Origin of the sequence: Orlajensenia leifsoniae, assembly GCF_004570845.1 — a bacterium.
Classification (GTDB): domain Bacteria; phylum Actinomycetota; class Actinomycetes; order Actinomycetales; family Microbacteriaceae; genus Orlajensenia; species Orlajensenia leifsoniae.
Map to the genome: position 1 here is coordinate 103,512 of NZ_SPQZ01000005.1, position 25,905 is coordinate 129,416.

Here is a 25,905-nt window from a genome sequence, read left to right on the forward strand (position 1 = left end):
CGGGAGTGGAGAAGTCGACGGGTGTCGGCTTCGGTTAGTGCTCTTCAGCCAGAGCGAGCTGGATGTAGACGGCGGTGAGAAGCGTGAAGACGTAGGCCTGCAGCACACCGACGAAGAGTTCGAAGATCGTGAAGGCGAAACCGAACGCGAAGGTTCCAACGCTGAACAGGCTGTACCAGCCGCCCGCGGTGAAGAGGAAGAACGACGTCGCCGAGAAGCAGAGCACGAGCAGCATGTGCCCGGCGATCATGTTCATGAGAAGTCGGAGCGCCAGGGTGACCGGCCGGAGGATGAAGGTCGAGATGAACTCGATCGGCGTCACCACGGCGTAGATCGGCCACGGCACTCCGGGCGGGAAGAGGGAGTTCTTGAAGAACGACGCCGGGTGCTTCTTCACGCCGGCGTAGATGAACGCGACATAGGCGACGAGCGCCAGAAGGAGCGGCAGACCGATCACGCCGGTTCCGGCCATGTTGAGGCCGGGCACGATGCCCGTGAAGTTCATGGCGACGATGGTGATGAACATCGCCGTGAGCAGGGGAAGGAAGCGAGTGCCGTCCTTCTTGCCCAGCAGGTCTTCGGCGATGTTGACCCTGATGAAGCCCAGGAGCATCTCCACGATGCTCTGGCCACGTCGGGGAACGACGGTCATCTTGCGAGTCCCGAGCCAGAACAGCACGAGGATCACGATCGTGACGAGAATGCGGATCGCCATGATCCGGTTGATCTCGAAAGGCGTTCCCTCGAACAGGAAGCCGGGCGGGAAGAACTCGTCCAATGACGGACCGTGGAATCCACCATCGTCGGTGGCTGACGGAACCAGCAGGTTCACAGCGGTAACTAGCAGCGCTATCTCCTGTTTCGGGGCGTGGAGCTCGGCTCTCGCGACGACGAATGATGGGGGTGATCCCGAACGACTCCGGTGCCATGCAGGCGAAAGGAGTGGGAGAAGCGGAACCGTTCTCTACTCTAGCAATACTTCGGCGATCCCTCGAACCGCTCGGCCCTATGGGACCGCCAATCAGCGCCGGAGTTCGGCTTCTCCGACGTATGGGATGCGACCGCGCACGAAGACGACGACGTCGACGATCAGCGACCCGAGCACTCCGGCGATGAGGCAGAACGCGAGGGTGACCGGCTCCAGCCACGGCTGCGTGCGGAGCGAGTAGACCAGCACCAGGAAGGTGACGAACTTCACCATCCATCCGCCCATCACGATGCCGAAGTACAGACCGATGAGGTCGGGCGCGGAGGCGTAGCGGTTCGCGACCAGGATCGTGACGATCGTGATGCCCATCAGCAGGAGCGCCAGGACGCCTCCGAGGATCGCGCTCCACACTCCGATCGGACCGAAGATCAGGCCGGATATGAAGGCCCCGACCACCGCCACCGTGGCCGCGACGGCCACTCCCCAGACCAGCGCACGGCGGAGCACGGAATTCGGCGTCGGCGAGACGAAAGCGGGCGCGGGCGTTGAATCACTCATGGCATCCTCGGGGGAATCGGGGGTCGGTCCAGTGTACCGGCGGGTTCCTGGGCGTCCCTCGGCGAGGGACCCGGGGTCGGCGCCTCAGGAGGAGGCTGTCGGGGTGCGGAGGGATGCTCCGTCGAGCTCGGCGGGAGTGATCGCATCCGCAGCTTCGTCGAGCGGATCCTGAGGCGCGAGCTCCTCGGCCTCGGGGGTGTCGGCCTCGGCCGACTGGCTGGCGGCCTCGATGGCCTTGCGGCGGCTGAGCGGGGCCAGCGTGAACAGCGTGCAGGCGAAGAAGCCGATGATGAGGAACATCGTCGCCCAGAGGGTCGAGAGCCCGAAGAAGGTCGGGAGCACGAAGTACAGCAGGCAGCTGATCGACGCGACAGCGGTCCAGCTGTAGAAGATCAGCACGGCGTGCAGGTGCGAGTGCCCCATGTCGAGCAGGCGGTGATGCAGGTGCTTGCGGTCGGCGCTGAACGGCGACTTCCCGGCCCTGAGCCTGCGGATGACGGCGAGCCCGAAGTCGAGCAGCGGGATGATCAGCACGGCGAACGGCAGGATGATCGGGATGAACGCCGGCAGGAGCTGGGCGCTGCCGAGCTGGGCCGGATCGATCTGCCCCGTGACGGCGACAGCCGAGGTCGCCATGAGGAGTCCGACCAGGAGGGCGCCGGCATCGCCCATGAAGAGCTTGGCCGGATGCCAGTTCAACGGCAGGAATCCGGCGCAGACGCCCACGACCAGCACGGCGATGAGTGAGGCGAGGTTGAAGTAGTTGAGCGGCGACGTCTGCTGCACGAGCAGGTAGGAGTAGAGGAAGAAGACGCCGTTGGCGATGAGGGCGACGCCCGCGACGAGGCCGTCGAGCCCGTCGATGAAGTTGATGGCGTTCATGACCAGCACGATGGCGAAGATCGTGATGATGACGCTCATCCAGCTGGAGCCGACGGTGATTCCGCCCCCGATCGGCAGCGAGTAGATCTGCACGCCCTTCCAGGCGACGAGGCCCGCGGCGATGAACTGCCCGGCGAGCTTGGTCATCCAGTCGAGGTCCCAGATGTCGTCGGCGACGCCGATGAGCACGATGAGCAGGGCTGCACCCAGGATCGCGAGGATCTGCTCGGGGTTGGCGAACACGATGCGCAGCGTCGGGAACCGGGCCGAGACCAGCCAGGCCGCACCGAATGCAGCGACGATGCCGATGAACATCGCAACACCGCCGAGCCTGGGGGTTGGCCTGGTGTGCACGTCGCGTTCACGGATCTTCGGGTACAGCCGGTACTTGTGGCTCAGCCTGTAGACCACGATCGAGAGGGCGAACGTGACGATGGCCGCCACGAGCGCCAGCACGATGAACAGGGTCACGGGCTACTCCGCCGGCTCGGCGGAAGCGGGAGCGGGCTCGGACCCGGATGCCGCGTCGGGGGCGGTGGCCGCCTCGGCCAGGGCGTCCCCGACGATCGACTGCACGGCCATCCGCGAGATGACGCCCTCGCGCACGATGTGCAGCTTTCCGCCGCGCTGCAGTGCCGTCGCGTCGACGATGGTCGACCCGGCTGCCGCTGTCGCGATCCCCTCGGTGCCGTACGCGGTGCCTGCAGCGCCGCCGTCGAGGTACACGTCGATGGAGTCGCCGAGGGACGCGGAGGCCGTGGCAGCGTCGAGCGCCGAGGGCTCCCCCGTGCGGTTGGCCGATGACACCGCCAGCGGACCGGTCTCGCTCAGCAGTTCGAGCGCGATGGTGTTGGCCGGCATCCGGAGCGCGACGGTGCCCCTCGTCTCTCCGAGGTCCCAGTTCAGTGAGGGCTGGGCGGTGAGGATGACGGTGAGTCCGCCGGGCCAGAACGCCTCGACCAGCGCGCGCACCTCCTCGGGGACATCGGCGGCGAGGGCATCGAGCGTGGGGATGCCGGGGATCAGCACGGGCGGAGGCGAGGTGCGGTCGCGCCCCTTCGCATCGAGGAGTTTCTGCACGGCCTTCGGATCGAAGGCGTCTGCCGCGATGCCGTAGACGGTGTCGGTGGGGATGACGACGAGACCGCCGCGACCGATGGCAGCGCGCGCGAGGCGCATACCGGTGAGCAGTTCTGAGTCGACAGAGCAGTCGAAGAAACGTTCAGGCATTTGGCACTGATTCTAGGACGTGCCGCTGACGGGTGCCGACCCGACGCTCCCCCGGCGAACTCACGGCCGCGATCCGGGAGATCCCGGAGCGCGGCCGTGGGTTCATCGGCCGATCAGTGCCGGCGCGCCCGTCGGGTGAACAGCCAGGTGCCCCACACGTACGATCCCGCGATGATGAGCGCGCACCATCCGAGAGCCCACCAGGGGTCGGTGCCTAGATCCGTGCCCATCAGCAGGCCACGGATGGTCTCGATGATGGGCGTGATCGGCTGGTTCTCGGCGATCCACTGCAGCCACTCCGGCATCGTGTCGGTCGGCACGAACGCGCTCGACAGGTACGGCAGGAACAGCAGCGCGAATCCGTAGCCGCTGGCCGCCTCGACGTTTCCCGCCGCCAGGCCGATCGCCGCGTACAGCCAGGTGATGGCGAGGATGAACAGCGCGATCACGCCGACCGCCGCGATCCACTCGAGCACGTTCGCCGTCGGACGGAACCCGAGGGCCAACGCGACGCCGATGACGACGGCCGTGGCGAGGAGGTTGCGGGCCAGGCTCGCGACGACATGACCCGTGAGCACGCTGATGGCGCGCAACGGCATGGCCCGGAACCTGTCGATGATGCCGTTGGTCATGTCGTTCGCCACGTCGACGGCCGTCGACGACGCCCCGAATCCCGCGCAGAGCAGGATGATGCCCGGCACGACGTAGTTCACGTAGTTCCCGTCGGGCTCGATGGCGTTGCCGAACACGAAGGTGAACAGCAGCATCAGGATCGTCGGGAGGACTATCGCCATGATCAGCGCGTCGATGTTGCGCATGGTGTGGCGGAGGCTCCGCACGATCATGGTCGTGGTGGTGACGGATGCCGACGGTCGGCGCCCCGCCCGCGCGGGGACCTGCTGTCCCGTCGTCCTGGTGATGGTCGCGGTGCTCATGCCGCCACCTCCTCTCGGTTGTCGGTTCTGTCGGCGGTGCTCGTCGGGTCCTCGGCATCCGTCGCCACCCGGTGCCCGGTGAGGGCGAGGAAGACGTCGTCCATGCTGGGCTTCCTCACGACGATCCGCAGGGTCGCCGACGCCGGATCGGCCGCGATCACGGCGAGGGCGGCCTCGAGCCCTGCGACAGTTCCGTCGGTCGGGAGCTCCAGGAGCAGGGAGTCGTCGAGGTCGCGCAGTTCGACGACCTCTCCCCCGACGCGGGCCTTGAGCTCGGTCGGAGTGCCCTCGGCGACGATGGTGCCGCCGTCGAGCACGAGGATGCGGTCGGCCAGGGCGTCGGCCTCCTCGAGGTACTGCGTGGTCAGCAGGATCGTCGTGCCGCGCTCGGCGAGTTCTGCGATCATCCGCCACAGCTCCTGCCGGCTCCGGGTGTCGAGTCCGGTCGTCGGTTCGTCGAGGAACACCACCGGTGGATCGGCGACCAGGCCGAGGGCCAGGTCGAGCCGTCGGCGCATGCCGCCCGAGTAGCTTCCGACGCGTCTGCGTGCGGCATCCGTCAGGTCGAAGCGATCGAGCAGCTCGCTCGCGCGCTGCCTGGCTCCGGCCGAGGTGAATCCGGACAGCCGGGCGAGCATGCGCAGGTTCTCCTCTCCGGTCAGCACCTCGTCGACGGCCGCGTACTGGCCCGTCAGGCTGATGGCCTCGCGCACGGCTTCGGGATCCGTGGCCAGATCGGCTCCGGCCACGACGACGGTGCCCGAGTCGGCTCCGGTCAGGGTCGCCAGGACGTTGATGAGGGTGGTCTTGCCGGCGCCGTTCGGCCCGAGGAGGGCGACGATGCTGCCCGTCTCGATGCTCAGGTCGACGCCGTCGAGGACGGTGGCGTCGCCGTAGCTCTTGCGCACGCCACGCACCTGGATGGCTGGTGCAGTCATAGTTCACAACCTTTCGGTGTAGCGGATAAACTCTGGTGTACGGCGTATGTTTGTGTGTATGCCATACACGTCTGTTTAAGTGATACACAGTTCTAGGATGAGTGTCAACCCTCGAGTCGAAAGGCGGCGCATCGTGGCCGATGTCGAAGAAGCGCTCCCCCGCGGGATCGCGCTGACCTGGGGCGTGGCGGAGAACCCGCAGCGCGGACCCAAGCGCGAGCTCTCGATCGAGCGCATCGTCGAGACCGCCATCGAGATCGCGGATGCCGAGGGGCTCGGCGCCGTCTCCATGAGCCGCGTCGCCACCACCCTCGGCTTCACGACGATGTCGCTGTACCGCTACGTGACCAGCAAGGACGACCTGCTCGTGCTCATGGAGGACACGGCGTCGGAGATGCCGATCCCTGCCGAGGACGACACCGTGCCGTGGCGGGACGGCGTACGCCGCTGGGTCCTCGCCGTTCGCGGCGTGTACCGCGATCACCCCTGGATCGCGCGGGTTCCCGTGCGCGGGGCGCCGATGACGCCCAACAACCTGCTCGCTGCCGACTGGCTGCTGCGGGAGCTCCGCCCGCTCCCTCTCGACGACTCCGAGAAGATGTCGAGCCTGCTGCTCCTGACCAGCTACGTGCGAGCGACCGCGGCACTGGAGGCCGACCTCACGGAGGCGACCGCAGCCGGCATCGCCGAGACCGCCGGGATGCAGGCGGCGCTCACCGCCCTCGTCACTCCCGAACGCTTCCCCGACCTCAGTCGCATCGTGGCAGGCGGCGGCTACACCGGGGCGCCGGTGCCCGGGGTCGCCGACGACTTCACGTTCGGTCTCGAGCGCATCCTCGACGGCATCGAGTACCACGTGGGGAATCCTGATGCCCCGCTCGCGGACACCGGCGCCGTTCCGTCCCTCGACACTCTCGAGATCCCCCGCGACAAGGCCGTGCGCGAGGCGGCGAAGGCCCGGCGGGAGGCCGAGGCGAGGGTTCGCGAGGCGAAGAAGCGCGAGCGCGAGGAGATCAAGCGGGCCCGGGAGCGAGCGGCCAGGGGCTAGGGCACCGACGCCCGGGGCGGCATCCGTTCGCCCGCATGACGGCGTGAAAAAGGAGTGCGATCGAACCGCTCTCCACTTTCAGAATATACGGGGCAGGGGGCCTTGCCGCAAGAGCCCCCTGGCAGCGCATACTGGTCGACCGAACGCGAGTCCACCCGAACCTGGAGCTGCCCTGATCGAGACAATCCGCCCCGTCTTCGACCTTCCCGACCACCTCTCCCCGAAGGCCGATCCGGCCCTCATCGCCGACGACGAGCGACACTTCGCCGCCATCGCCCGGACACTCGAGCAGTCGATCGCCGAGCTCTCAGCCAGGCTCGACGAGACGCGGCTGCGCCCGGGCGGCGGAGGCGAGGCCGCGCTGGAACGCGATCTCGAGATCCACCGCATCACGGCGCGGCTGCGCACCCTGCGCCGGTTCGGGCTCGACCTGTGCCTGGGGCGCATCGTCTCCGCGGAGCATCCGGAGCCCGTCTACATCGGTCGGGTCGGGCTCACGGATGCCGACGGCCGCCGCCTGCTCGTCGATTGGCGATCGCCGGCGGCCGAGCCGTTCTTCGGCGCCACCCACGCCACACCGATGGGGCTCGCCAGCCGGCGCCGGTACCGCTGGGCGAACGGCCGGATCGGCGACTACTGGGACGAGGTGTTCACGCCTGAGGAGCTGGCCGACCACGCAGGGGCCAGACGCGCCGCCCTCGACGACCAGTCGGCGTTCATCGCCAGCCTCGGCAGCGACCGATCGAGCCGCATGCGCGACGTGCTCGGCACCATCCAGGCCGACCAGGACGCGATCATCCGCGCCGGGTCGCGCGGCGCCCTCGTCGTCGACGGCGGTCCGGGCACCGGGAAGACCGTCGTCGCGCTGCACCGATCGGCGTACCTGCTCTACTCGGATCCGAGGCTGGCCCGCCACCACGGCGGCGTGCTGTTCGTCGGTCCGAGCCTGCCCTACCTCGACTACGTCGCCGACGTCCTCCCCGGCCTGGGCGAGGACGGTGTCGAGACCTGCACCCTGCGCAGCCTCGTGCAGGAGGGGGGTGATGCCGGCATCGAGAACGACTCCCGGGTGGCAGCGCTCAAGGCCTCGGCGACGCTGCTGCGGGCCGTCGAGGCTGCCGTCGACCACTACGAACGGCCCCCGACGCGGGCGATGACGGTCGAGACGCCGTGGGCGGACATCCACCTCTCTCCCGAGGACTGGGCCGAGGCCTTCGCCGCACCCGAGGCCGGCACCTCGCACAACGACGCGCGCGATCAGGTCTGGGAGGAACTCCTGGGCATCCTCACCGACAGCCACGGCGACGACGAGATCGCTCCCCACCTCGTGCGCCGCGCGCTCGAGCAGAACAGCGGGCTGCGCGGAGCGTTCACCGCGGCCTGGCCACTGCTCGATCCGGCCGGTGTCATCGGCGACCTCTGGAGCGTTCCGGCGTACCTGCACGCGAGCGCCCCGTGGCTCACCTCTGCCGAGGTCGGCGCGCTTCAGCGACCCGAGGCGAGGGCGTGGACGGCATCCGATCTCCCGTTCCTCGACGCTGCCCGGCGTCGCATCGGCGACCCGGAGGCATCTCGGCGTCGGCATCGGCGCGACGTCGCCCTCGCCTCGGAGCGCGAGTACCGCGACAGGGTGATCGACGACCTGATCGCCGCCGACGACTCCGAACTGAAGCTCATGACGATGCTGCGCGAACAGGATGCGCAGAACAGCCTGGTCGACGAGTCAGCTCTTCCGGGCACGGATCCCGACCTGCTCGCCGGCCCCTTCGCGCACATCGTCGTGGACGAGGCCCAGGAGCTGACGGATGCCGAGTGGCAGATGCTGCTGGCCCGGTGCCCGTCGCGCAGCTTCACCATCGTCGGCGACCGCGCCCAGGCCAGGCATGGATTCGCCGAGTCGTGGAGGCAGCGGCTGGAACGCGTCGGCATCGCCCAGGTCACGCTGGCCTCGCTGAGCATCAACTACCGCACGCCCGCGGAGGTCATGGCCGAGGCCGAGCCCGTCATCAGGGCCGCGCTGCCGGACGCCAACGTGCCGACGTCGGTGCGCAGCACGGGCATCCCCGTGGCGCACGGCGCACTCGCTGACTTCGATGCGATCCTCGATGGCTGGCTCGCGGAGGGCGGCGACGGAATCGCCTGCGTCATCACCCGCGACCTCGACGAGGCCGCCGTCAGGCCGACTCCCCGCATCCGTTCCCTGACGCCGGAGCTGGCCAAGGGCCTCGAGTTCGACCTGGTGGTGCTCGTCGACCCCGACACCTTCGGCACGGGCATCGAGGGCGCCGTCGACCGCTACGTGGCGATGACCCGCGCGACCCAGCGGCTCGTCATCCTGACGAGCGCCTAGCCGGCGAGCGAGTCCGGGCCCGGGAGGACGTGAGCATCGCCCTGGAGCGGGCGCAGCCTGTCGGCCACGGGGAACGGGGCGCTGTAGTACACGGCCGTCGCCGTGACATCGCCCCAGTCCTCCTTCTTGACCAGCACGTGTTCGGTGGACACCTCGACGATGCGCACCCGCAGCCAGTGGGCGTCGCCGTCGTCGTCGAGAAGCAGCTCGAACGGCTCTGCGAGGTAGCCGAGGCCCGTCGACTCGAGCGTCTCCTCGGCGGTGAGCCAGTCGACGGCATCGGTCACGACGCGACCGAGGAGGTCGATCACGACGAAGCCGTCGCCGTCGGGGCGCATCCACCCGAGCAGTTCCCTGTCGCCGCGGCGGTGCTCGATCCAGTCTGAGGGAGAAGGCATGGAGTCGAGGCTAGCAACGGCGGATGTCGATCATTCACGGCGGCGGGCGGCGGGCGGCGGCGTGGTGTCGCATACCGGCGGCCCCGCGCGTCTAGCGCAGCGCCGTCGTCGCGCGGTCGCGGAAGGTCAGGTCGCGGTGATGGGTGATCGAGCGCCAGCCGTCGGTGGCCAGGATGGCGGCGATCGCGGCCGACTGGTGCTCGGCATGCTCGATCACCAGCACTCCCCCGGACCTGAGCAGGCGCAGGCCGGTGCGCGAGAGCGCCGGGATGACCGAGAGTCCGTCGTCGCCCCCGTAGAGCGCCTCATCGGGATCGTGCAGGGCGACCTCGGGGTCGGTGGGGCGCAGGCTCTCGGGGACATAGGGCGGATTCGACGCGACGACGCTCACAGCGCCGTCGAGCTCGGGAAGTGCGTCGGCCAGGTCCGCGGCCACGAGCGTCGTGTTGTCGCCGCCGAAGTCCCGGATGTTGCGCTCGGCCCAGACGCGGGCCTCGGCCGAGCGCTCCACGGCGTAGACCCGAGCGTTCGGCACCTCGGTCGCCAGGGCGAGGGCGATCGCGCCGCTGCCCGTTCCGAGATCGACGGCGATCGGGGCCGGGGCGGCATCGGCACGCAGGGCGTCGATGGCGAGCTGGGCGACCATCTCGGTCTCGGGGCGCGGGATGAAGACTCCGGGTCCGACGTGCAGCTCGAGGGCTCGGAACGGCGCCAGGCCGGTGATGTGCTGCAGAGGTTCCCGGGTGGCCCGGCGAGCGATGAGCGAGCGGATGCTGCCGGCATCCGTCGCCGACACCGTGCCGCCCGTGATGAGACGGGCCTGCAGACCGCCGCGGCTGAGCTCGAGCACGTGGCCGAGCAGAAGCTGCGCGTCGATCTCGGGCGAGACGACGCCCGCGGCATCGAGCGTGGCGACGGACTCCTCGAGCAGTTCGCTCAGGGGAAGGCCCTCGTCGCTTTTCGTCATATTCACGTGAAGGAATGTAACGCACTCGCCTGAGCGCGACCGGCGGACGTAGTCTGAACGAAGCCGCGCTTCGTTCCTTCGGCGCCGTCGATGCGCCAGTGTCGTGAAAGGTCACCCCATGTCGCAGATCTACTCGAGCATCACCGACGTCGTCGGGCGCACGCCGCTCGTTCGCCTGAACCGCATCACCGAGGGCGCAGGCGCCACAGTGCTGGCCAAGCTCGAGTTCTACAATCCGTCTGCCAGCGTCAAGGACCGCCTGGGCGTCGCGATCGTCGACGCCGCCGAGGCATCGGGCGACCTCAAGCCCGGCGGCACCATCGTCGAGGCCACGAGTGGAAACACCGGCATCGCCCTCGCGATGGTCGGTGCCGCACGCGGATACACCGTGATCCTCACGATGCCCGAGACGATGAGCACCGAGCGCCGCGCGCTGCTCCGCGCGTACGGAGCCGAACTCGTCCTGACCCCGGGCTCCGAGGGCATTCGCGGTGCCGTCGCCAAGTCCGAGGAGATCGCCGCTGGCATCCCCGGCGCGGTCCTCGCCCGCCAGTTCGAGAACGAGGCGAATCCCGAGATCCACCGCCGCACGACGGCGGTCGAGATCTGGGACGACACCGACGGCGAGGTCGACATCTTCGTGTCGGGCATCGGCACTGGCGGCACGATCACCGGCACCGGCCAGGTACTCAAGGAGCGGAAGCCCACGGTGCAGGTCGTCGGCGTCGAGCCCGAGGAGTCGGCGCTTCTCACCGGCGGGAGCGCCGGCCCGCACAAGATCCAGGGCATCGGCCCGAACTTCATCCCGGAGATCCTCGATCGCGAGGTCTACGACGAGATCATCGACGTGAACATCGCCCAGTCCGTGGCCATGGCCCGCCGCCTCGCGGTCGAGGAGGGCATCCTGGGCGGCATCAGCTCGGGAGCCACGGTGCACGCCGCTCTCGAGCTGGCGAAGCGCCCCGAGAACGCCGGCAAGACCATCGTCGTCATCCTGGCGAGCTATGGCGAGCGCTACCTCTCGACCGTGTTGTTCGAGGGTCTCGTCGACTGAGCGGGTCGCCATCGGACATCCTTCGGCGGCCGTAGGCTGGGGCCATGGGATTCTTCGCCGCGCTTCGTGAGGATGTCGCGACGGCTCGCTCGCACGATCCGGCTGCGCGCAGCAGCATCGAGGTGTTCCTCGCGTACTCCGGCCTGCACGCCGTGTGGGGCTATCGACTGACGCACCTGCTCTGGGTCGCCGGCTTCCGTCTGCCGGCCCGACTGCTCTCGCAGCTGCTCCGGTTCCTCACCGGCGTCGAGATCCATCCGGCCGCCACCATCGGACGCCGGCTGTTCATCGACCACGGCATGGGCGTCGTGATCGGGGCGACAGCCGTGCTCGGCGACGACGTGATGCTGTATCACGGCGTGACCCTGGGCGGGAAGAGCCGACACCACCGGCGCGATGAGAAGCGGCATCCGACCCTCGAAGACGGCGTGACAGTCGGCGCCGGCGCCAAGGTCCTCGGCGACATCACCCTCGGAGCCTGGTCGACCGTCGGCGCGAACGCCGTCGTGACCAAGGACGCGCCGCCGAACTCGCTGCTGACCGGGATCCCGGCGACCATCAGGCCGGCGGATCCCGACGCCACCGAGTCGGCCCGAGGCGTCGTCTACGACGTCTGAGCGACCAGCGACCTAGCTCTGGTCGCCGATGTCGGCGAGCCTGGCCTCTTCATCGGCCTGAATGGCCGACTCGATGATCGGCTCGAGCGCGCCATTCATGACCGAGTCCAGGTTGTAGGCCTTGTAGCCGGTGCGGTGATCGGCGATGCGGTTCTCGGGGAAGTTGTAGGTGCGGATGCGCTCCGAGCGGTCCATCGTGCGGATCTGGGTCTTGCGGGCCGCACTGTCGAGCTCGGCCTGCTCCTCCTGGCGACGCGCGAGGATGCGGGCGCGCAGCACGCGCATGCCGGCCTCGCGGTTCTGCAGCTGGCTCTTCTCGTTCTGCATCGCGACCACGATGCCGGTGGGAAGGTGCGTGATGCGCACGGCGGAGTCCGTGGTGTTGACGGACTGGCCGCCAGGACCGCTCGAGCGGTACACGTCGATCTTCAGGTCGTTCTGGTTGATGTCGACCTCTTCGGGGGCGTCGACCTCGGGGAAGACGAGAACACCGGTCGTCGACGTGTGGATGCGTCCCTGGGACTCGGTGGCCGGAACGCGCTGCACCCTGTGGACGCCTCCCTCGTACTTGAGGTGGGCCCAGACCCCCTGCGACGGGTCGGTCGCATTGGACTTGATGGCGACCTGGACATCCTTGTAGCCGCCGAGATCGCTCTCGGTGCGCTCGAGGAGCTCGGTCTTCCAGCCCTTGGACTCGGCGTAGTGCATGTACATGCGCAGCAGGTCGGCGGCGAACAGCGCGCTCTCAGCTCCGCCCTCTCCGCCCTTGATCTCCATGATCACGTCGCGGCCGTCGTCGGGGTCGCGCGGGATGAGGAGACGACGCAGCTTCTCCTGGGTCGTCGCGAGCTCCTCCTCGAGGGCGGGGATCTCCTCGGCGAAGGCCTCGTCCTCACGGGCGAGCTCGCGGGCTGCGGCGAGGTCCTCGCCGGCCTGGATCCACGCCGTGTTGGCCGCGGCGATCTTCGAGAGCTCCGCGTAGCGGCGGTTGACCTTCTTGGCGCGCGCGGCGTCGGCGTGCAGCGCCGGGTCGGCCAGCTGCTCCTGCAGATCAGCGTGCTCGTCGAGCAGTACCTTCACCGAATCGAACATCTCGAGACTCCTGTTGTTTCACCTGCGTGAGAGTGGACGTTGTCGGGGGAAAAGCCGAAGGTCCTGCGCGTCGGCCACTCTCGTTCCGATGCGCAGGACCCTCTGAAGACGCTAGTGCTCGCCCGTGTGCCCGTTGGTGCCGTTCTTGCCGACCTGCATGAGGAACTCGACGTTGGACTGGGTCTCCTTGAGGCGCCCCAGAACGGCCTCGAGTGCCTGCTGCTGGTCGAGACCGGCGAGGGCGCGGCGCAGCTTCCAGGTGATCTTGACCTCATCGGCGCTCATCAGCATCTCCTCGCGGCGGGTGCCGGAGGCGTTGACGTCGACGGCCGGGAAGATGCGCTTGTCGGCGAGCTGGCGCGAGAGGCGCAGCTCCGAGTTTCCGGTGCCCTTGAACTCCTCGAAGATGACCTCGTCCATCTTGGACCCGGTCTCGATGAGCGCCGTGGCGAGGATCGTGAGCGATCCACCGTTCTCGATGTTGCGAGCAGCCCCGAAGAAGCGCTTCGGCGGGTAGAGCGCCGAGGCGTCGACACCACCGGAGAGGATGCGTCCTGAAGCCGGAGCCGCCAGGTTGTAGGCGCGGCCGAGGCGGGTGATCGAGTCGAGCAGCACGACGACGTCGTGGCCCAGCTCGACGAGGCGCTTCGCACGCTCGATGGCGAGCTCGGCGACGGTGGTGTGGTCCTCCGCCGGGCGGTCGAAGGTGGAGGCGATGACCTCGCCCTTCACCGTGCGCTGCATGTCGGTGACCTCTTCAGGGCGCTCGTCGACGAGAACGACCATGAGGTGGACCTCGGGGTTGTTGATCGCGATGGCGTTGGCGATCTGCTGCAGCACGATCGTCTTGCCGGCCTTGGGCGGCGCGACGATGAGGCCGCGCTGGCCCTTGCCGATCGGCGACACCAGGTCGATGATGCGCTGGGTGAGCTTGGTGGGCTCGGTCTCGAGGCGCAGGCGCTCCTGCGGGTAGAGCGGGGTGAGCTTCTGGAAGTCGACGCGCGCTGCGGCCTCGTCGACGGACTGGCCGTTGATCGAGTCGACCTTGACGATCGCGTTGTACTTCTGGCGGCCGTTGCCGTCGCCCTCGTGCGGCTGGCGGATGGCGCCGACGACGGCGTCTCCCTTGCGCAGGTTGTACTTCTTGACCTGGCCGAGCGAGACGTAGACGTCGCTCGGGCCCGGCAGGTAGCCGCTCGTGCGCACGAAGGCGTAGTTGTCGAGGACGTCGAGGATGCCGGCGACAGGGATGAGCACGTCGTCGTCGTTCAGCTCGGGCTCGAACTCGTCGCCCGCAGCACCGCCGCGACGCTTGCGGTCGCGGTAGCGGCTGCGGCCGGAGCGGGAGTCGCCCTCTGCCGCCTGACGCTGGCTGTCGCGCTGGCTCTGCTGGCCGTTGCCGTTGCCGTTCTGGCGCTCGTCGAGGTCGAGCTTCTGGCCCTGCTCTGCAGGCTGGTTGCCCTGCTTCTGCTGGTTCTGGTTGCCCCGGTCGTTGCTGTTCTGGTTGCCGTTCTGGGCGTTGGCGTTCTGGCCGTTGCCGTCCTGGGCCTTCTCGCCACGGCCACCGCGGTTGCGGTTGCGGTTGCGGCCCTGACGCTCGCCCTGCGGCTTCTCGTCGGTGGACTCGGCGGCCTCGGTGGACTCGACGGCAGCGGGGGCCTCGGTGGCCTCAGCGGTCTCGGTGGCCTGAGGGGCGACCTTGACCTGCTTGCGGCGCTGGCCGCGCGGGGCCTCGCCGTCCTGGGCCTTCTCGGGGTTGTTGTTGCGGGCTGCGACGGCGTCGAGCGCCGGAACCAGGCTGTCGAGGCCGGTTCCGCCTGCGGTGTTCACGTGGGCGCCGGCGGCCGTCGAGGCCGTGGTGGCGCGGCGCGAGCCGCGACCACGGGTCACGGCGGGGGCTCCGGTCACGGTGAGGGCTGCGGCCGGAGCCGGGGTCTCCTCGGTGAAGGAGACGGGTGCCTGCTCGGCGGCGGGGGCCGCTGACTGCTCGGCGGCCGGGGCAGCTGCGGGCTCGGCGGGGGCATCCGTCGTCGTCGACGAGGCCTCGGGCGCGGCCGGAGCGGCGATCTCGGGGGCAGCGGCGGCGCTCTCGCCGGCTGCGGGCTGGGCGTCGACGATGGCGTCGACGAGCTCGCCCTTGCGGAGCTTGGAGGCACCGGGGATGCTGAGCTGGGTCGCGAGAGCCTGGAGCTCGGCGACGCGCAGCGTGTTCAGCTGGGTGCGGGTTGCCACGGTCTGAGTGGCGTTGACATCAGTCACGGGAGTTGGTCCTTTCGCCTGGCGGGAATCCGTCCAGGGGAGCTGGTCACCGAGCTGCGTGTCGCGATTTCGACATGGAAACGCGACAGGCGGGTGGCGCGATGAGAGCAAATGAATTGCGGGGAATTGCACCGGTCCAGTCGGTTCGCTTTGCTGTGCGGAACCTTGACGGGTACGGGCTCAGTCTAACACCGTGCCGGAGGATGCCCTGACACGCGAACGCGGGTCATCAGGGGATCCTCAGGCCGACGCGTTCACCGAGCCCTTGAAGTCGACGGCCAGATGGAGTGCCTGCCACGGCGTCTCGGACACCGAGGCGACGAGATCGGCCGCACCGAGGCGCTGCCCCGGGTCGCTCGCGAGTACGAGGATCGACGGTCCGGCGCCCGACACCACGGCCGGGTAGCCTGCGGCACGGAGGGCGACGATGAGGGCGTTGGTCTCCGGCATGGCTGCGGCCCGGTAGTTCTGGTGCAGCTTGTCCTCGGTGGCGGCGAGCAGCAGCTCGGGGCTCTGGATGAGGGCGGCGACGAGCAGCGCCGAGCGCGAGACGTTGAAGACGGCGTCTTCGTGCGGAACCGACTCCGGCTGCAGGCTGCGTGCGAGGGCGGTCGACATCACGTGCTCGGGAACGAACACCACGGGTGAGACGCCGCGGTGAACCATGAGCTTCTTGTGCTGCGGGCCCTCGGGCGTGGTCCACGCGATGGTCAGGCCGCCGAAGAGTGCGGGCGCCACGTTGTCGGGGTGGCCCTCCAGCTCGGTCGCGAGGGCCAGGGCGTCGTTGTCGGAGATCTCGACGACGCCCTCGAGGATGCCCTTGGCAGCCATCACGCCCGAGACGATCGCAGCACCGGAGGATCCGAGGCCGCGCCCGTGCGGGATCGAGTTGCGGGCCTCGAGGCGCAGGCCGGGAAGCGCGTAGCCGTAGTGCGCAAGCACGTGGGCGATGGAGCGCACGACGAGGTGCGACTCGTCCGTCGGCACCTCACCGGCTCCGACGCCCTCGACGTGGATGTCGACGCCGGGAGCAGGAAGCACCTCGACGACGAGTTCGTCGTAGAGGGCGAGTGCGAGTCCGAGGGTGTCGAAGCCGGGGCCGAGGTTCGCGCTGGTGGCCGGCACCTGCACCGAGACCCGACGACCGACGAGCTCGGGGGCGAGGGAGTTCAGCGTCACGGCGGCGGTCATGCCTTCGCCAGGCCGAGGACGTCGGCGATCTCTGCGGTGTCGACGGCGACGCTCTCGGGCTGGATGTCGGAGCCGTCCGCCGTGCGGAGGGCCCACTGCGGGTCCTTCAGGCCGTGGCCGGTCACCGTGAGCACGACGGTGGCGCCCCGGCCGATCACGCCGGCCTCGGCCTGCTCGAGCAGGCCGGCCACGCTGATGGCTGAAGCGGGCTCGACGAAGATGCCGACCTCGGAGGAGAGGATGCGCTGGGCCTCGAGGATGCGGGCGTCGTCGATGGCTCCGAAGTAGCCGTCGCTGTTCTCGCGAGCAGCGATGGCCAGCTCCCACGATGCCGGGTTGCCGATGCGGATGGCGCTGGCGATGGTGTCGGGGTTCTTGACGACGTGGCCGAGCACGATCGGTGCGCTGCCGGCGGCCTGGAAGCCGAACATGCGCGGCATCTTGGTCGTGACGCCGCGCTGCAGCTCCTCGGAGTACCCGCGGTGGTAGGCCGTGTAGTTTCCGGCGTTGCCGACGGGGACGATGTGGAAGTCCGGCGCCTCGCGCAGCACCTCGACGACCTCGAACGCCGCGGTCTTCTGACCCTCGATGCGATCGTTGTTGACCGAGTTCACGAGGTGCACCGGGTAGTTGTCCGCGAGCTCGCGGGCGATCTCGAGGCAGTCGTCGAAGTTGCCGCGCACCTGAAGCAGGCGGCCGTTGTGGGCGATGGCCTGGCTGAGCTTGCCCATGGCGATCTTGCCCTCGGGCACGAGCACGGCCGCGGTGATCCCGGCGTGGGCGGCGTACGCGGCAGCCGACGCGGAGGTGTTGCCCGTCGACGCGCAGATGATGGCCTTGGCGCCGGCCTCGACGCCCTTCGTGACGGCCATGGTCATGCCGCGGTCCTTGAAGGAGCCCGTGGGGTTCATGCCCTCGAACTTGACCCAGACCTGGGCGCCGGTGCGGGCCGACAGCGCCGGTGCCGGCAGGAGGGGCGTTCCGCCCTCACCCAGCGTGACGACGGGGGTGGCATCCGTCACGTCGAGACGATCGGCGTACTCGCGGATGACTCCGCGCCACTGGCGGGACTCGCGGATCTGCGGGGTGGTGCTCATGAGGGATTACGCTCCTTCAACTCGGAGGACGGATGCGACGCGGGCGACGACGCGGTTGGCAGCCAGGTCCGCGACGGTCGCGGCGAGCGCGGCCTCCCGGGCTCCATGGGTGCCGATGACGAGGATGGCGGTGGACTCTCCGCCGGGGGTCGCCGTGGCGACGGACTGTTCGACGGTCTCCACCGAGACGCCGTGCTCGGCGAAGACGCCGGCGATGGTGGCGAGCACCCCGGGCTCGTCGATGACGTCGAGGGTGACGGCGTAGCGCGTCGTGGCCTTGCCGATCTCGAGCACCGGGAGGCCGGCGTGCTTCGACTCGGTGAGGCCGGGACCGCCGACGACGTGACGGCGGGCGAGCGAGACCAGGTCGCCGAGCACGGCGGACGACGTCTCGACTCCCCCGGCACCGGCGCCGTAGAACATGAGGGCTCCAGCCGCCTCGGCCTCGACGAACACGGCGTTGTTGGCACCGTGCACGGCGGCCAGCGGGTGGCTGCGCGGCACCATGGCTGGGTAGACCCGCACCGAGACGCCCTCGACCCCGCTGTCGGGATCGATCAGGCGCTCGCAGATGGCGAGCAGCTTGACCACGTGGCCGGAGTGCGCGGCCGAGGCGATCTGGGCCGCGGTGACGGCGGTGATGCCCTCACGGTGCACGTCGTCCACCGAGACCTCGGTGTGGAAGGCGAGGCTGGCGAGGATGGCGGCCTTCTGCGCGGCATCGTAGCCGTCGACGTCGGCGCTCGGGTTCGCCTCGGCGAGGCCGAGCTCCTGGGCTGTGGCCAGGGCGTCCTCGAGGCTGTCACCCTGGGTGTCCATGCGGTCGAGGATGTAGTTCGTGGTGCCGTTGACGATGCCGAGGATGCGCTTGACCCTGTCGCCCGCGAGGCTCTCGCGCAGCGGACGGATGATCGGGATGGCCCCGCCGACGGCCGCCTCGTAGTAGAGCTGGGCTCCCACCTGCTCGGCCGCGGCGAAGAGCTCGGGTCCGTGCGTGGCCAGCAGGGCCTTGTTGCCCGTGACGACGTCGGCACCGGAGTTCAGCGCCTGCAGGATGTACGTGCGGGCCGGCTCGATGCCGCCCATGAGCTCGATCACGACGTCGGCGCCGAGGATGAGCCTCTCGGCGTCGGTCGTGAGCAGCTCGCGCGGAAGGTCGACGCTGCGCTTGGCGTCGACGTCGCGCACGGCGATGCCGATGAGGTCGAGGCTGGCGCCCACGCGGTGCGCCAGTTCATCCCTGTCCTCCAGCAGCGACCGCGCGACCTGTGCTCCGACGGATCCTCCGCCGAGCAGGGCGACGCGCAGTGAACGGTAGGCGATCATCGGGCTCCCTCGAGTGCGTCCGTCCCGGCGGGCGTCGGCAGGGGGATGCCGGCGTCGCGCGAGAGGAGATCGGCCTCGGTCTCACCGCGCACGATGATGCGCGCAGCTCCGTCGCGCACGGCGACGACGGCTGGGCGGCCGAGGTGGTTGTAGTTGCTGGCCAGCGACCAGCAGTAGGCCCCGGTCGCCGCGACGGCGAGGAGATCGCCCGGTCGCACGTCGCCGGGCAGGTAGTCGGCGTCGACGACGATGTCGCCGGATTCGCAGTGCTTGCCCGCGACCCGCACGAGGGTGGGAGCGGCATCCGTCACCCGGCTCGCGATGCGCGCCGTGTAATCAGCTCCGTAGAGCGCGGGGCGGGCGTTGTCGCTCATGCCGCCGTCGACGCTCACGTAGGTGCGCACGCCGCCGTCGACCTCGACGGGCTTGACCGTTCCGACCTCGTAGAGGGTGATGCCTGCGGGTCCGACGATGTAGCGGCCGGGTTCGATGGCGATGCGGGGAACCGGGATGCCGTGGCTCGCGCACGCCGCGCCGACGGCCTCCGCCATGCCTGCGGCGATCTGCTCGATGGGCGTGGGCTCGTCGGCTGCCGTGTAGGCGATGCCGAAGCCGCCGCCGAGGTTGAGCTCGGGCACGTCGCCGTCGGTGAGGAGTTCGGCGTGCACGGCGATGAGGCGCGAGGCCGACTCGGCGAATCCGCCGGCGTCGAAGATCTGCGAGCCGATGTGGCAGTGCATCCCGAGGAAGCGGAGCTCGGCACGGTCGCGGATGGTGGCGACGAGGTCGGCGGCGTCGTCCAGGGGAACGCCGAACTTCTGGTCCTCGTGCGCGGTGGCGAGGAAGTCGTGGGTGTGGGCGTGCACTCCGCTGTTGACGCGCAGACGCACGGCCTGCACGCGACCGGCGCGGGCTGCGGCATCCGCCACCCGATCGATCTCGATGCGGCTGTCGATGACGATGGTGCCGACGCCGACCGAGACTGCCCGCTCGATCTCGGCGATCGACTTGTTGTTGCCGTGGAAACCGAGGCGTGCGGGGTCGATGCCGGCGGCGAGGGCGACGGCCAGCTCTCCGCCCGTGCAGACGTCGATGTTGAGTCCGGCCTCGGCGACCCAGCGGGCGACCTCGGTGGAGAGGAAGGCCTTGCCCGCGTAGTAGACGGCGACGGATGCCCCCACCGCGGCGAACGCCGAGCCGAAGGCGTCGAGCACACGGCCGGCGCGAGCACGCACCTGCGCCTCATCGGTCACATAGAGAGGAGTGCCGAAGCGCGCGGCGAGCTCGGCGGCGTCGACCCCGGCGATGACGAGACGCCCGTCGTCGTCTCGCGCGGCCGAGTCGGGCCAGACGCCGGCGGCGAGCGCGTTGGCGTCCACGGGCACGTCGAGCCACGCTGGGGCGGAGGGACGGGTGGCCACTAAAGGATCCTCGCAGTGGGGATGACAGACGGATGACACTGCGCGGCGAGCGAACCCGGATTGGTCCCTGAAGCCGTGACGGCAGTCGCCCGATCGAGCAGGGCGTCAATACCCGAGGAGTCTATCGAGTCGCCTTCCCGGCCTACGAATCGATGACGGCCGGTGCCGCAATCGTTACGGCGGGACATTGGGGGTGGCCTGTTTTGTAAACCTCACTAACATAAGAGGGGGGTGGCTCAGGGACGGTCGACCCCGGGAGGAGTCCCATGAGCGCAGCGGCACGGATCGACGCTGCGGAGGGGCTCGCGCTCCTGCGCTCCGACGGTCTCCTCGTGGCTCCCCACGTCGCCGGCTTCCTCGTGCGGGCCGTCGACGGCGACCCGGCCGCCCTGCGGGAGTTGGCGTTCGTGCTCGACGCGCGGCAGCTGATCGGGGCGCGAGCCCTCCCCGACCCACTTCCTGTGACCCCGCGCATCGAGCAGCTCCACGGAGCACGACTCGACGCTCTCTCGCCCGCCGATCGTCGCACTCTGCTCATCGCGGCCGTGAGTGTGGTGAGCCGCACCGGAATCCTGCTCGGCGCATCGGGCGCCACGATCGACGGCCTGGTGCATGGGGAACTCGTGGGAGCGCTGCAGCTGGTCTCCGGCCGCTTCGCCGTGGCCGATCCGCGCGTGCGCGCGCTCGTGCACGAGCGCGCGAGCCTCGCGGAGCGCACCGAGGCCCACGCCGCCCTCGCCGTCACTCACGAGTCACGGGCGGACTGGGACCTGGCCGCCTGGCACCGGTCGCTGTCGGCCCTGGCCGGAGACCCCACCCTCGCCCCGCGTCTGCTGGCACTGGGACGCTCGGCCCTCGCCGCGGGCGACGGGGTCTGGGCTCTGGCGATCGCCCGCGAGACCGCGAGCCATGCGCGCGGCGACGACCTCGTGCGGGCCGTCGCGCTGGCCGGGGCGTCCGCACTGCACGCCGGCCACGTCGACGATGCCGTCGAATGGCTCCGGCAGGCCACGGCGTCACCACGGCTGACGGATGCTGCCGCGAGCCTCGGCGCCTACACCCGGGCCGTACTGCTGGCGGAGGGCTTCATCCCCGAGGACGAGCTGCTCGCCTTCGCGGCGAACGCTCGGGCCGCCGCCGACGCGGGCGCGGAAGCGGAATCATCGCGCCGTGTGGCCGAGAGCCTGGCCGAGGCTTTCGATACCGCCGCGTCGCTGTTCGCCGAACGAGGCTCCCGCCGGGGCGTCACCCGCATGCGCCGAGCCGCCCAGGAGACCAGGCACGACGCGGGGATCGACCGCCCGGACCGCACGCGGTCGGCCGCCGAGGACTGGGCCGACGCCCTCGCTCCCCGACCGGCATCCCGTGCCTCCGAGGACGTGCCGGCCGCCCCGGCTCCGGGCCCCGACCACGTCGTCGGCTTCTCGACCCGTGCGTGCGCTGAAGCCATCGGACTCGCCAGGGCCGAGAGATTCGGCGATGCCAGAAGGGTCGTCGCGCGGGCCGTCGTCGGTCAGGCCTCGATCCCGACCCCGTTCCGCGCACGCGCCGACCTCCTTCCGGCTGCTCCTCGCGCCTCGGCGCTGATCGAGGCAGAGCTCGTGGTCGTGCGCGCTCTCATCGACTGCTGGGCTGGCCGGCACGCCCGCGCGGCGGACGACCTGCGCGAAGCCGCCCTGCGCCTGCCCGTCTCCCTCGTCTGCGGCGGGATCGCCGCCGCATTGCTCCTGCGTCTCGAGGCCTTCCGCGCGGCGTCGCCCGGAGCACCCGGAGTCGAACCCGATCCCGTGGCGGCCGCCGTCGCCGAGACGGCTCCGGTCGCCGGGCAGGAGGCCGACCGCGTCGAGCACCGCATCGATCAGGCCGTCACGGCGTGGCTGGCCGGAGACATCGGCTCCGCAGCCTCGCACCTGCTGGTCACGGGTTCGACCACCAGGACCGGACGCGGTGCCGTGTTCCCCCTGCCCGGCATCGACGACACCGTGGTGCTGGCCGAGGCCGGGTGGACCCACGCCGCCCGGGCGAACCTCGCCGCACTGCACGGGAAGTCCGGCGGCGAACGCAGCGCCGACGCCAACGCCGACGCGATCATGGGGTTCGCCCTGCACCGGGCGGCGGCGGTGCTCCGCGCCGAACTCGCCCTCGACGACGTGGCCGATCGCTCCGCGCGGATCCGTCGAGCGGAGGAGTTGAGTGCGCGGCTGCCATCGCCCTTCGATCGCGCACGCACAGAGCTGGCGCTGGCCCGAGCCCTGCTCGAGACCGGCGACGACCACCGCGCGCAGCTGCGCCTCGTGGCGGCGGCCGAGCACTTCCGAGAGGCCGGTCACGAACGGCTCGGCCTGGTGGCGGCCGGGTTGGCGTCGCGGCAGGCCGGTCGCTCGATGCGAGAGGAGCATCCGTCGCCCCACCAGCAGAAGGCGGCGCAGGCCGTCACGATTCCCCGCACCTGGGCGGCCGAGCTGACAGCGCGCGAACGCGACGTGGCCGAACTCGTCATCCGCGGCCGGTCGAATCGCGACGTGGCAGATGAACTGCACCTCGCCGTGCGCACGGTCGAGGTGCACCTGGGACGGGTGTACGCGAAGACCGGTGTGCGCTCACGCACCGAACTCAGCTACCTGGCACTACGTAGTTCCCCGTAGTCGTCCCCCGCCCGGGGGTCGAACCATGTGGATTCTCCCGATCCGCCGACAGCTCGGTCGCTCCTACCGTTGGCTCACCGCTCGCGACCCGAACGCAGCGTGCTCTCCCCACATCACACGACAAGGGACCACGCATGAAAACATCACGTACGACACACCAGGGCCGAGGGCTCCGACGCATCCTGGGGGTGGCAGGCGCCGTCGCCGGGGCCGCACTCATCGCGTCGTCGCTCACCACCATCACGGCCACAGCAGCACCGACGGCCGTCTCGGCCGCAGCCTCGGAACTGAATGGATACCGCAACGTCGGGTACTTCGTGCAGTGGGGCGTCTACGCCCGCGGCTACAAGGTGAAGCAGATCGACACCTCGGGCACCGCAGCCAACCTCACCGCGATCAACTACTCCTTCGGCAACATCAAGAACGACACGCTGAAGTGCTTCATCGCCAACAAGGCCCAGGGCACCGGGCCGACCGGGTCAGACGGGGCCGGTGACGCCTGGGCCGACTTCGGCATGGGCTACAGCGCGGCCGACTCCGTCTCCGGGGTCGCAGACACCTGGGACCAGCCGCTCGCCGGCTCGTTCAACCAGCTCAAGCAGCTGAAGGCCAAGCACCCGAATGTGAAGCCGATCATCTCGCTCGGTGGCTGGACCTGGTCGAAGAACTTCTCGAAGGCAGCGGCGACGGATGCCTCCCGCAAGGCTCTCGTCTCCTCGTGCATCGACCTCTACATCAAGGGAAACCTCCCGGTCATCGACGGACGCGGCGGCACCGGTGCTGCCGCCAACGTCTTCGACGGGATCGACATCGACTGGGAGTGGCCGGGCTCGCCGAACGGCCTCGAGGGCAACTACGTCGACACGGCCAACGACGCCCGGAACTTCAAGGCGCTGCTCAAGGAGTTCCGCACCCAGCTCGACGCCTACGGAGCCACCATCGGCAAGCACTACACGCTGAGCGCGTTCCTGCCGGCGAACACAGCCGACATCGCCTCGGGCGGATGGAACGACCCCGAGATCTTCACGTATCTCGACTACGGCAACATCCAGGGTTACGACCTCTGGGGAGCCTGGGATCCGACCCTCACCGGCCACCAGGGCAATCTCTACAAGGACCCGGCCGACCCGCGCCCGAAGAAGTTCGACGTCGACACCGCCGTGAACGCCTACATCAACGCGGGCATCAAGCCCTCGCAGCTCGGACTCGGCCTCGCCGCCTACGGGCGCGGCTGGCAGGGTGCGACGAAGAGCACACCCTGGGGACCCGCGACGGCTGCAGCCCCCGGAACCTATGAGGCGGGCAACGAGGACTACGACAAGCTGAAGACGCTCGGAACCGAGTACTACGACGCCGCTGTGGGAGCGGCCTGGCGCTACGACGGCAACCAGTGGTGGTCGTACGACAGCCCGCGCACCATCGCCCAGAAGGCCGACTACATCGTGGCCAAGGGGCTCGGCGGTGGCATGTGGTGGGAGCTCTCCGGCAACAAGGACGGCAGTCTCGTCGGCACCCTGGCCACCAAGCTGAAGGCGGCGAAGACGGGTCCGGTGACCACGCCGACGACGCCCACGACACCCCCGACGACCCCGCCCACCACTCCGCCGACGACGCCTCCCACGACGCCGCCGACGGCCTGCTCGGCCCCGGCGTGGAGCGCGACGGCCGTCTACACGGGCGGTACCGTCGTCAGCTACAGCGGCAACGAGTACACGGCGAAGTGGTGGACCCAGGGCAACACCCCCGGATCATCCGACCCGTGGTCGCTGACGAAGTCGTGCACCACGACGACCCCCACGACCCCGCCGACGACTCCGCCGACGACTCCGGGCGCCAACGCCTGGAGCGCGACGGCGGTCTACGTCGCCGGTGCAACCGTCACCTACGGCGGCCTCACCTACAAGGCCTCCTGGTGGACGCAGGGCGACACCCCCGGCACCTCGCCGTGGGGTCCGTGGAAGGTGGTCTGAGTCGCCCGGATGAGCTCGTGATCCAGTGACGACTGTGGGCGGATGCCGGCGATGAGCCGCGGCATCCGCCCACAGTCATGTCCGACCCCAGATCCTCCGTCACGCCAAGAACACGAAGTCTGACCGCGACAAGGACGGCATCGCCTGCGAGAAGCGCTGACCGCACCCGCTGTGCGCGGATCGAGCCTCTAGGAGCAGGTTCCCGTCTGCGCCAGGTCGGCGATGACCAGGTCGCCCGCCTGGAAACGGACGGTCACGGAGTCCGTTGCAACCTCGGCACCGGTGAGGTCCACCCCGGCCGGGATCTGGTCGGCGATGCAGAACGACACGGTGTTGTCGGCCAGGACTGCGTCGATCAGGCCCGAGATGTCGATGGAGGCAGACCCTGCCGCGAGCTCCCCCGAGGTCGGCGTGAAGACCAGGGAGTCGGCCGTCGTCGACGGCTGAGCCGTGAGCGTGAAGGTCAACGGGATGCCGATGAAGGTCTGCGACACCGAATAGGTGACGGTTCCGTCACCCAGGGTGATGTCGGCGTCGGTGCCGTTCTTCTGAAGCAGGCTGTCGAGGCCGGCCTGGTCGAACGCCACGCTGCCCGTGACGGTGTTCACGGGCTTGCTCATGTCGGTCGGCACGCCGTTGGCCTGGATCGTGACGTCGAGCGGGGTGCCGTCGAAGGCGATCCCCTCGGCGTCGACGTGCACGGATTCGAACGATCCGCCGAGGTACTGCGCGATGACGCTCGCCCCGCCGATGGTCACGTCGATGTCGTCGGGCGAGACCGTCGTGCCCTCCTCGGAGCTCAGCTTCTCCGCGAACTTCTCCGCGACGAGCCGCTCCCCCGTGCTGCGCGCGATCGAATCGGCGATGAAGTAGGCGGCGACGAGGGCCGCCACCAGGACGACGAGCACGATGGCGACCACGATCGGCCAGCGCCTCCGGGCCTTCGGTGCGTCGACTGCTGCTGTCATGGAGTCCCCCGTGTCGAGTCGAACGTTGCGT

At 69.6% G+C, this 25,905-nt stretch carries 22 protein-coding genes; 7 read left to right on the forward strand and 15 right to left on the reverse strand.

Features of this window, described 5'->3' with window-relative positions:
- Nucleotides 1-34: 34 nt before the first annotated feature.
- The 6 genes from atpB to E4M00_RS13845 form a co-directional block, all read right to left on the reverse strand.
- A complete protein-coding gene (gene atpB / locus E4M00_RS13820) occupies nt 35-832 on the reverse strand; it encodes a F0F1 ATP synthase subunit A (RefSeq protein ID WP_135121089.1) in 798 nt (265 codons plus the stop codon).
- Nucleotides 833-1,021: 189 nt separating this feature from the next.
- Complete coding sequence (locus E4M00_RS13825) at nt 1,022-1,486, reverse strand: Cg1360 family ATP-synthase-associated protein (protein WP_135121090.1); 465 nt, start codon at nt 1,484-1,486, stop codon at nt 1,022-1,024.
- Nucleotides 1,487-1,570: 84 nt separating this feature from the next.
- Nucleotides 1,571-2,839, reverse strand: a complete 1,269-nt coding sequence (locus E4M00_RS13830) for an MraY family glycosyltransferase (RefSeq protein ID WP_056164251.1) — start codon at nt 2,837-2,839, stop codon at nt 1,571-1,573.
- Between the two features lie 3 nt (nt 2,840-2,842).
- Nucleotides 2,843-3,598: an L-threonylcarbamoyladenylate synthase gene (locus tag E4M00_RS13835; protein ID WP_135121091.1), complete on the reverse strand. Its 756-nt coding sequence runs from the start codon at nt 3,596-3,598 to the stop codon at nt 2,843-2,845.
- 113 nt (nt 3,599-3,711) lie between these two features.
- Nucleotides 3,712-4,533 (reverse strand): ABC transporter permease, encoded by an 822-nt coding sequence (locus tag E4M00_RS13840; protein ID WP_135121092.1) that lies wholly within the window; start codon nt 4,531-4,533, stop codon nt 3,712-3,714.
- Complete coding sequence (locus tag E4M00_RS13845) at nt 4,530-5,471, reverse strand: ABC transporter ATP-binding protein (protein WP_135121093.1); 942 nt, start codon at nt 5,469-5,471, stop codon at nt 4,530-4,532. Before E4M00_RS13845 ends, E4M00_RS13840 begins: the two co-directional genes overlap by 4 nt.
- 133 nt (nt 5,472-5,604) lie before the next feature.
- Between E4M00_RS13845 and E4M00_RS13850 the strand changes: the two genes are divergently transcribed.
- Nucleotides 5,605-6,519, forward strand: coding sequence for a TetR/AcrR family transcriptional regulator (locus E4M00_RS13850; protein WP_240037132.1), 915 nt, complete (start codon nt 5,605-5,607; stop codon nt 6,517-6,519).
- A 175-nt stretch (nt 6,520-6,694) separates the two neighbouring features.
- Nucleotides 6,695-8,869: an RNA polymerase recycling motor ATPase HelR gene (gene helR, locus E4M00_RS13855; RefSeq protein ID WP_204773015.1), complete on the forward strand. Its 2,175-nt coding sequence runs from the start codon at nt 6,695-6,697 to the stop codon at nt 8,867-8,869.
- Here the strand turns inward: helR and E4M00_RS13860 are convergent.
- Both E4M00_RS13860 and prmC read right to left on the reverse strand, forming a co-directional pair.
- Nucleotides 8,866-9,267, reverse strand: coding sequence for a hypothetical protein (locus tag E4M00_RS13860; protein ID WP_135121094.1), 402 nt, complete (start codon nt 9,265-9,267; stop codon nt 8,866-8,868). The genes helR and E4M00_RS13860 overlap by 4 nt on opposite strands.
- 91 nt (nt 9,268-9,358) lie before the next feature.
- A complete protein-coding gene (gene prmC / locus E4M00_RS13865) occupies nt 9,359-10,234 on the reverse strand; it encodes a peptide chain release factor N(5)-glutamine methyltransferase (protein ID WP_135121189.1) in 876 nt (291 codons plus the stop codon).
- A gap of 118 nt (nt 10,235-10,352) precedes the next feature.
- On the opposite strand from prmC, the gene cysK reads away from it, so the two are divergent.
- A complete protein-coding gene (gene cysK / locus E4M00_RS13870; protein ID WP_135121095.1) occupies nt 10,353-11,288 on the forward strand; it encodes a cysteine synthase A in 936 nt (311 codons plus the stop codon).
- Between the two features lie 44 nt (nt 11,289-11,332).
- Nucleotides 11,333-11,905 (forward strand): serine O-acetyltransferase EpsC, encoded by a 573-nt coding sequence (epsC, locus tag E4M00_RS13875; RefSeq protein ID WP_135121096.1) that lies wholly within the window; start codon nt 11,333-11,335, stop codon nt 11,903-11,905.
- 12 nt (nt 11,906-11,917) lie between these two features.
- Here the strand turns inward: epsC and prfA are convergent, their stop codons facing one another.
- The 6 genes from prfA to lysA all read right to left on the reverse strand — a co-directional run bounded on the left by prfA (nt 11,918) and on the right by lysA (nt 20,291).
- Nucleotides 11,918-12,997 carry a peptide chain release factor 1 gene (gene prfA / locus E4M00_RS13880; protein ID WP_135121097.1) on the reverse strand — a complete coding sequence of 360 codons (1,080 nt, stop codon included), beginning with the start codon at nt 12,995-12,997 and terminating at the stop codon, nt 11,918-11,920.
- A gap of 111 nt (nt 12,998-13,108) precedes the next feature.
- Complete coding sequence (gene rho, locus E4M00_RS13885; RefSeq protein WP_135121098.1) at nt 13,109-15,256, reverse strand: transcription termination factor Rho; 2,148 nt, start codon at nt 15,254-15,256, stop codon at nt 13,109-13,111.
- A gap of 240 nt (nt 15,257-15,496) precedes the next feature.
- Nucleotides 15,497-16,447 carry a homoserine kinase gene (gene thrB, locus E4M00_RS13890; protein ID WP_135121099.1) on the reverse strand — a complete coding sequence of 317 codons (951 nt, stop codon included), beginning with the start codon at nt 16,445-16,447 and terminating at the stop codon, nt 15,497-15,499.
- Entirely contained in the window at nt 16,444-17,544 is a 1,101-nt protein-coding gene (thrC, locus tag E4M00_RS13895; protein WP_056164287.1) for a threonine synthase, read from the reverse strand. Before thrC ends, thrB begins: the two co-directional genes overlap by 4 nt.
- A 6-nt stretch (nt 17,545-17,550) precedes the next feature.
- A complete protein-coding gene (locus E4M00_RS13900) occupies nt 17,551-18,870 on the reverse strand; it encodes a homoserine dehydrogenase (RefSeq protein ID WP_135121100.1) in 1,320 nt (439 codons plus the stop codon).
- Nucleotides 18,867-20,291, reverse strand: a complete 1,425-nt coding sequence (gene lysA / locus E4M00_RS13905) for a diaminopimelate decarboxylase (protein WP_135121101.1) — start codon at nt 20,289-20,291, stop codon at nt 18,867-18,869. The genes E4M00_RS13900 and lysA overlap by 4 nt, the downstream gene beginning before the upstream one ends.
- 266 nt (nt 20,292-20,557) lie before the next feature.
- Between lysA and E4M00_RS18190 the strand changes: the two genes are divergently transcribed.
- The 3 genes from E4M00_RS18190 (at nt 20,558) to E4M00_RS18265 (ending at nt 25,066) form a co-directional block, all read left to right on the forward strand.
- Nucleotides 20,558-22,936 carry a helix-turn-helix transcriptional regulator gene (locus E4M00_RS18190; protein ID WP_135121102.1) on the forward strand — a complete coding sequence of 793 codons (2,379 nt, stop codon included), beginning with the start codon at nt 20,558-20,560 and terminating at the stop codon, nt 22,934-22,936.
- Nucleotides 22,937-23,070: 134 nt separating this feature from the next.
- Complete coding sequence (locus E4M00_RS13915; protein ID WP_135121103.1) at nt 23,071-24,906, forward strand: glycosyl hydrolase family 18 protein; 1,836 nt, start codon at nt 23,071-23,073, stop codon at nt 24,904-24,906.
- 91 nt (nt 24,907-24,997) lie between these two features.
- Entirely contained in the window at nt 24,998-25,066 is a 69-nt protein-coding gene (locus E4M00_RS18265; protein WP_135121190.1) for an excalibur calcium-binding domain-containing protein, read from the forward strand.
- Between the two features lie 28 nt (nt 25,067-25,094).
- Here E4M00_RS18265 and E4M00_RS13925 read toward each other — a convergent pair whose 3' ends face one another.
- Nucleotides 25,095-25,874, reverse strand: a complete 780-nt coding sequence (locus tag E4M00_RS13925; protein ID WP_135121104.1) for an LmeA family phospholipid-binding protein — start codon at nt 25,872-25,874, stop codon at nt 25,095-25,097.
- Nucleotides 25,875-25,905 lie beyond the last annotated feature (31 nt).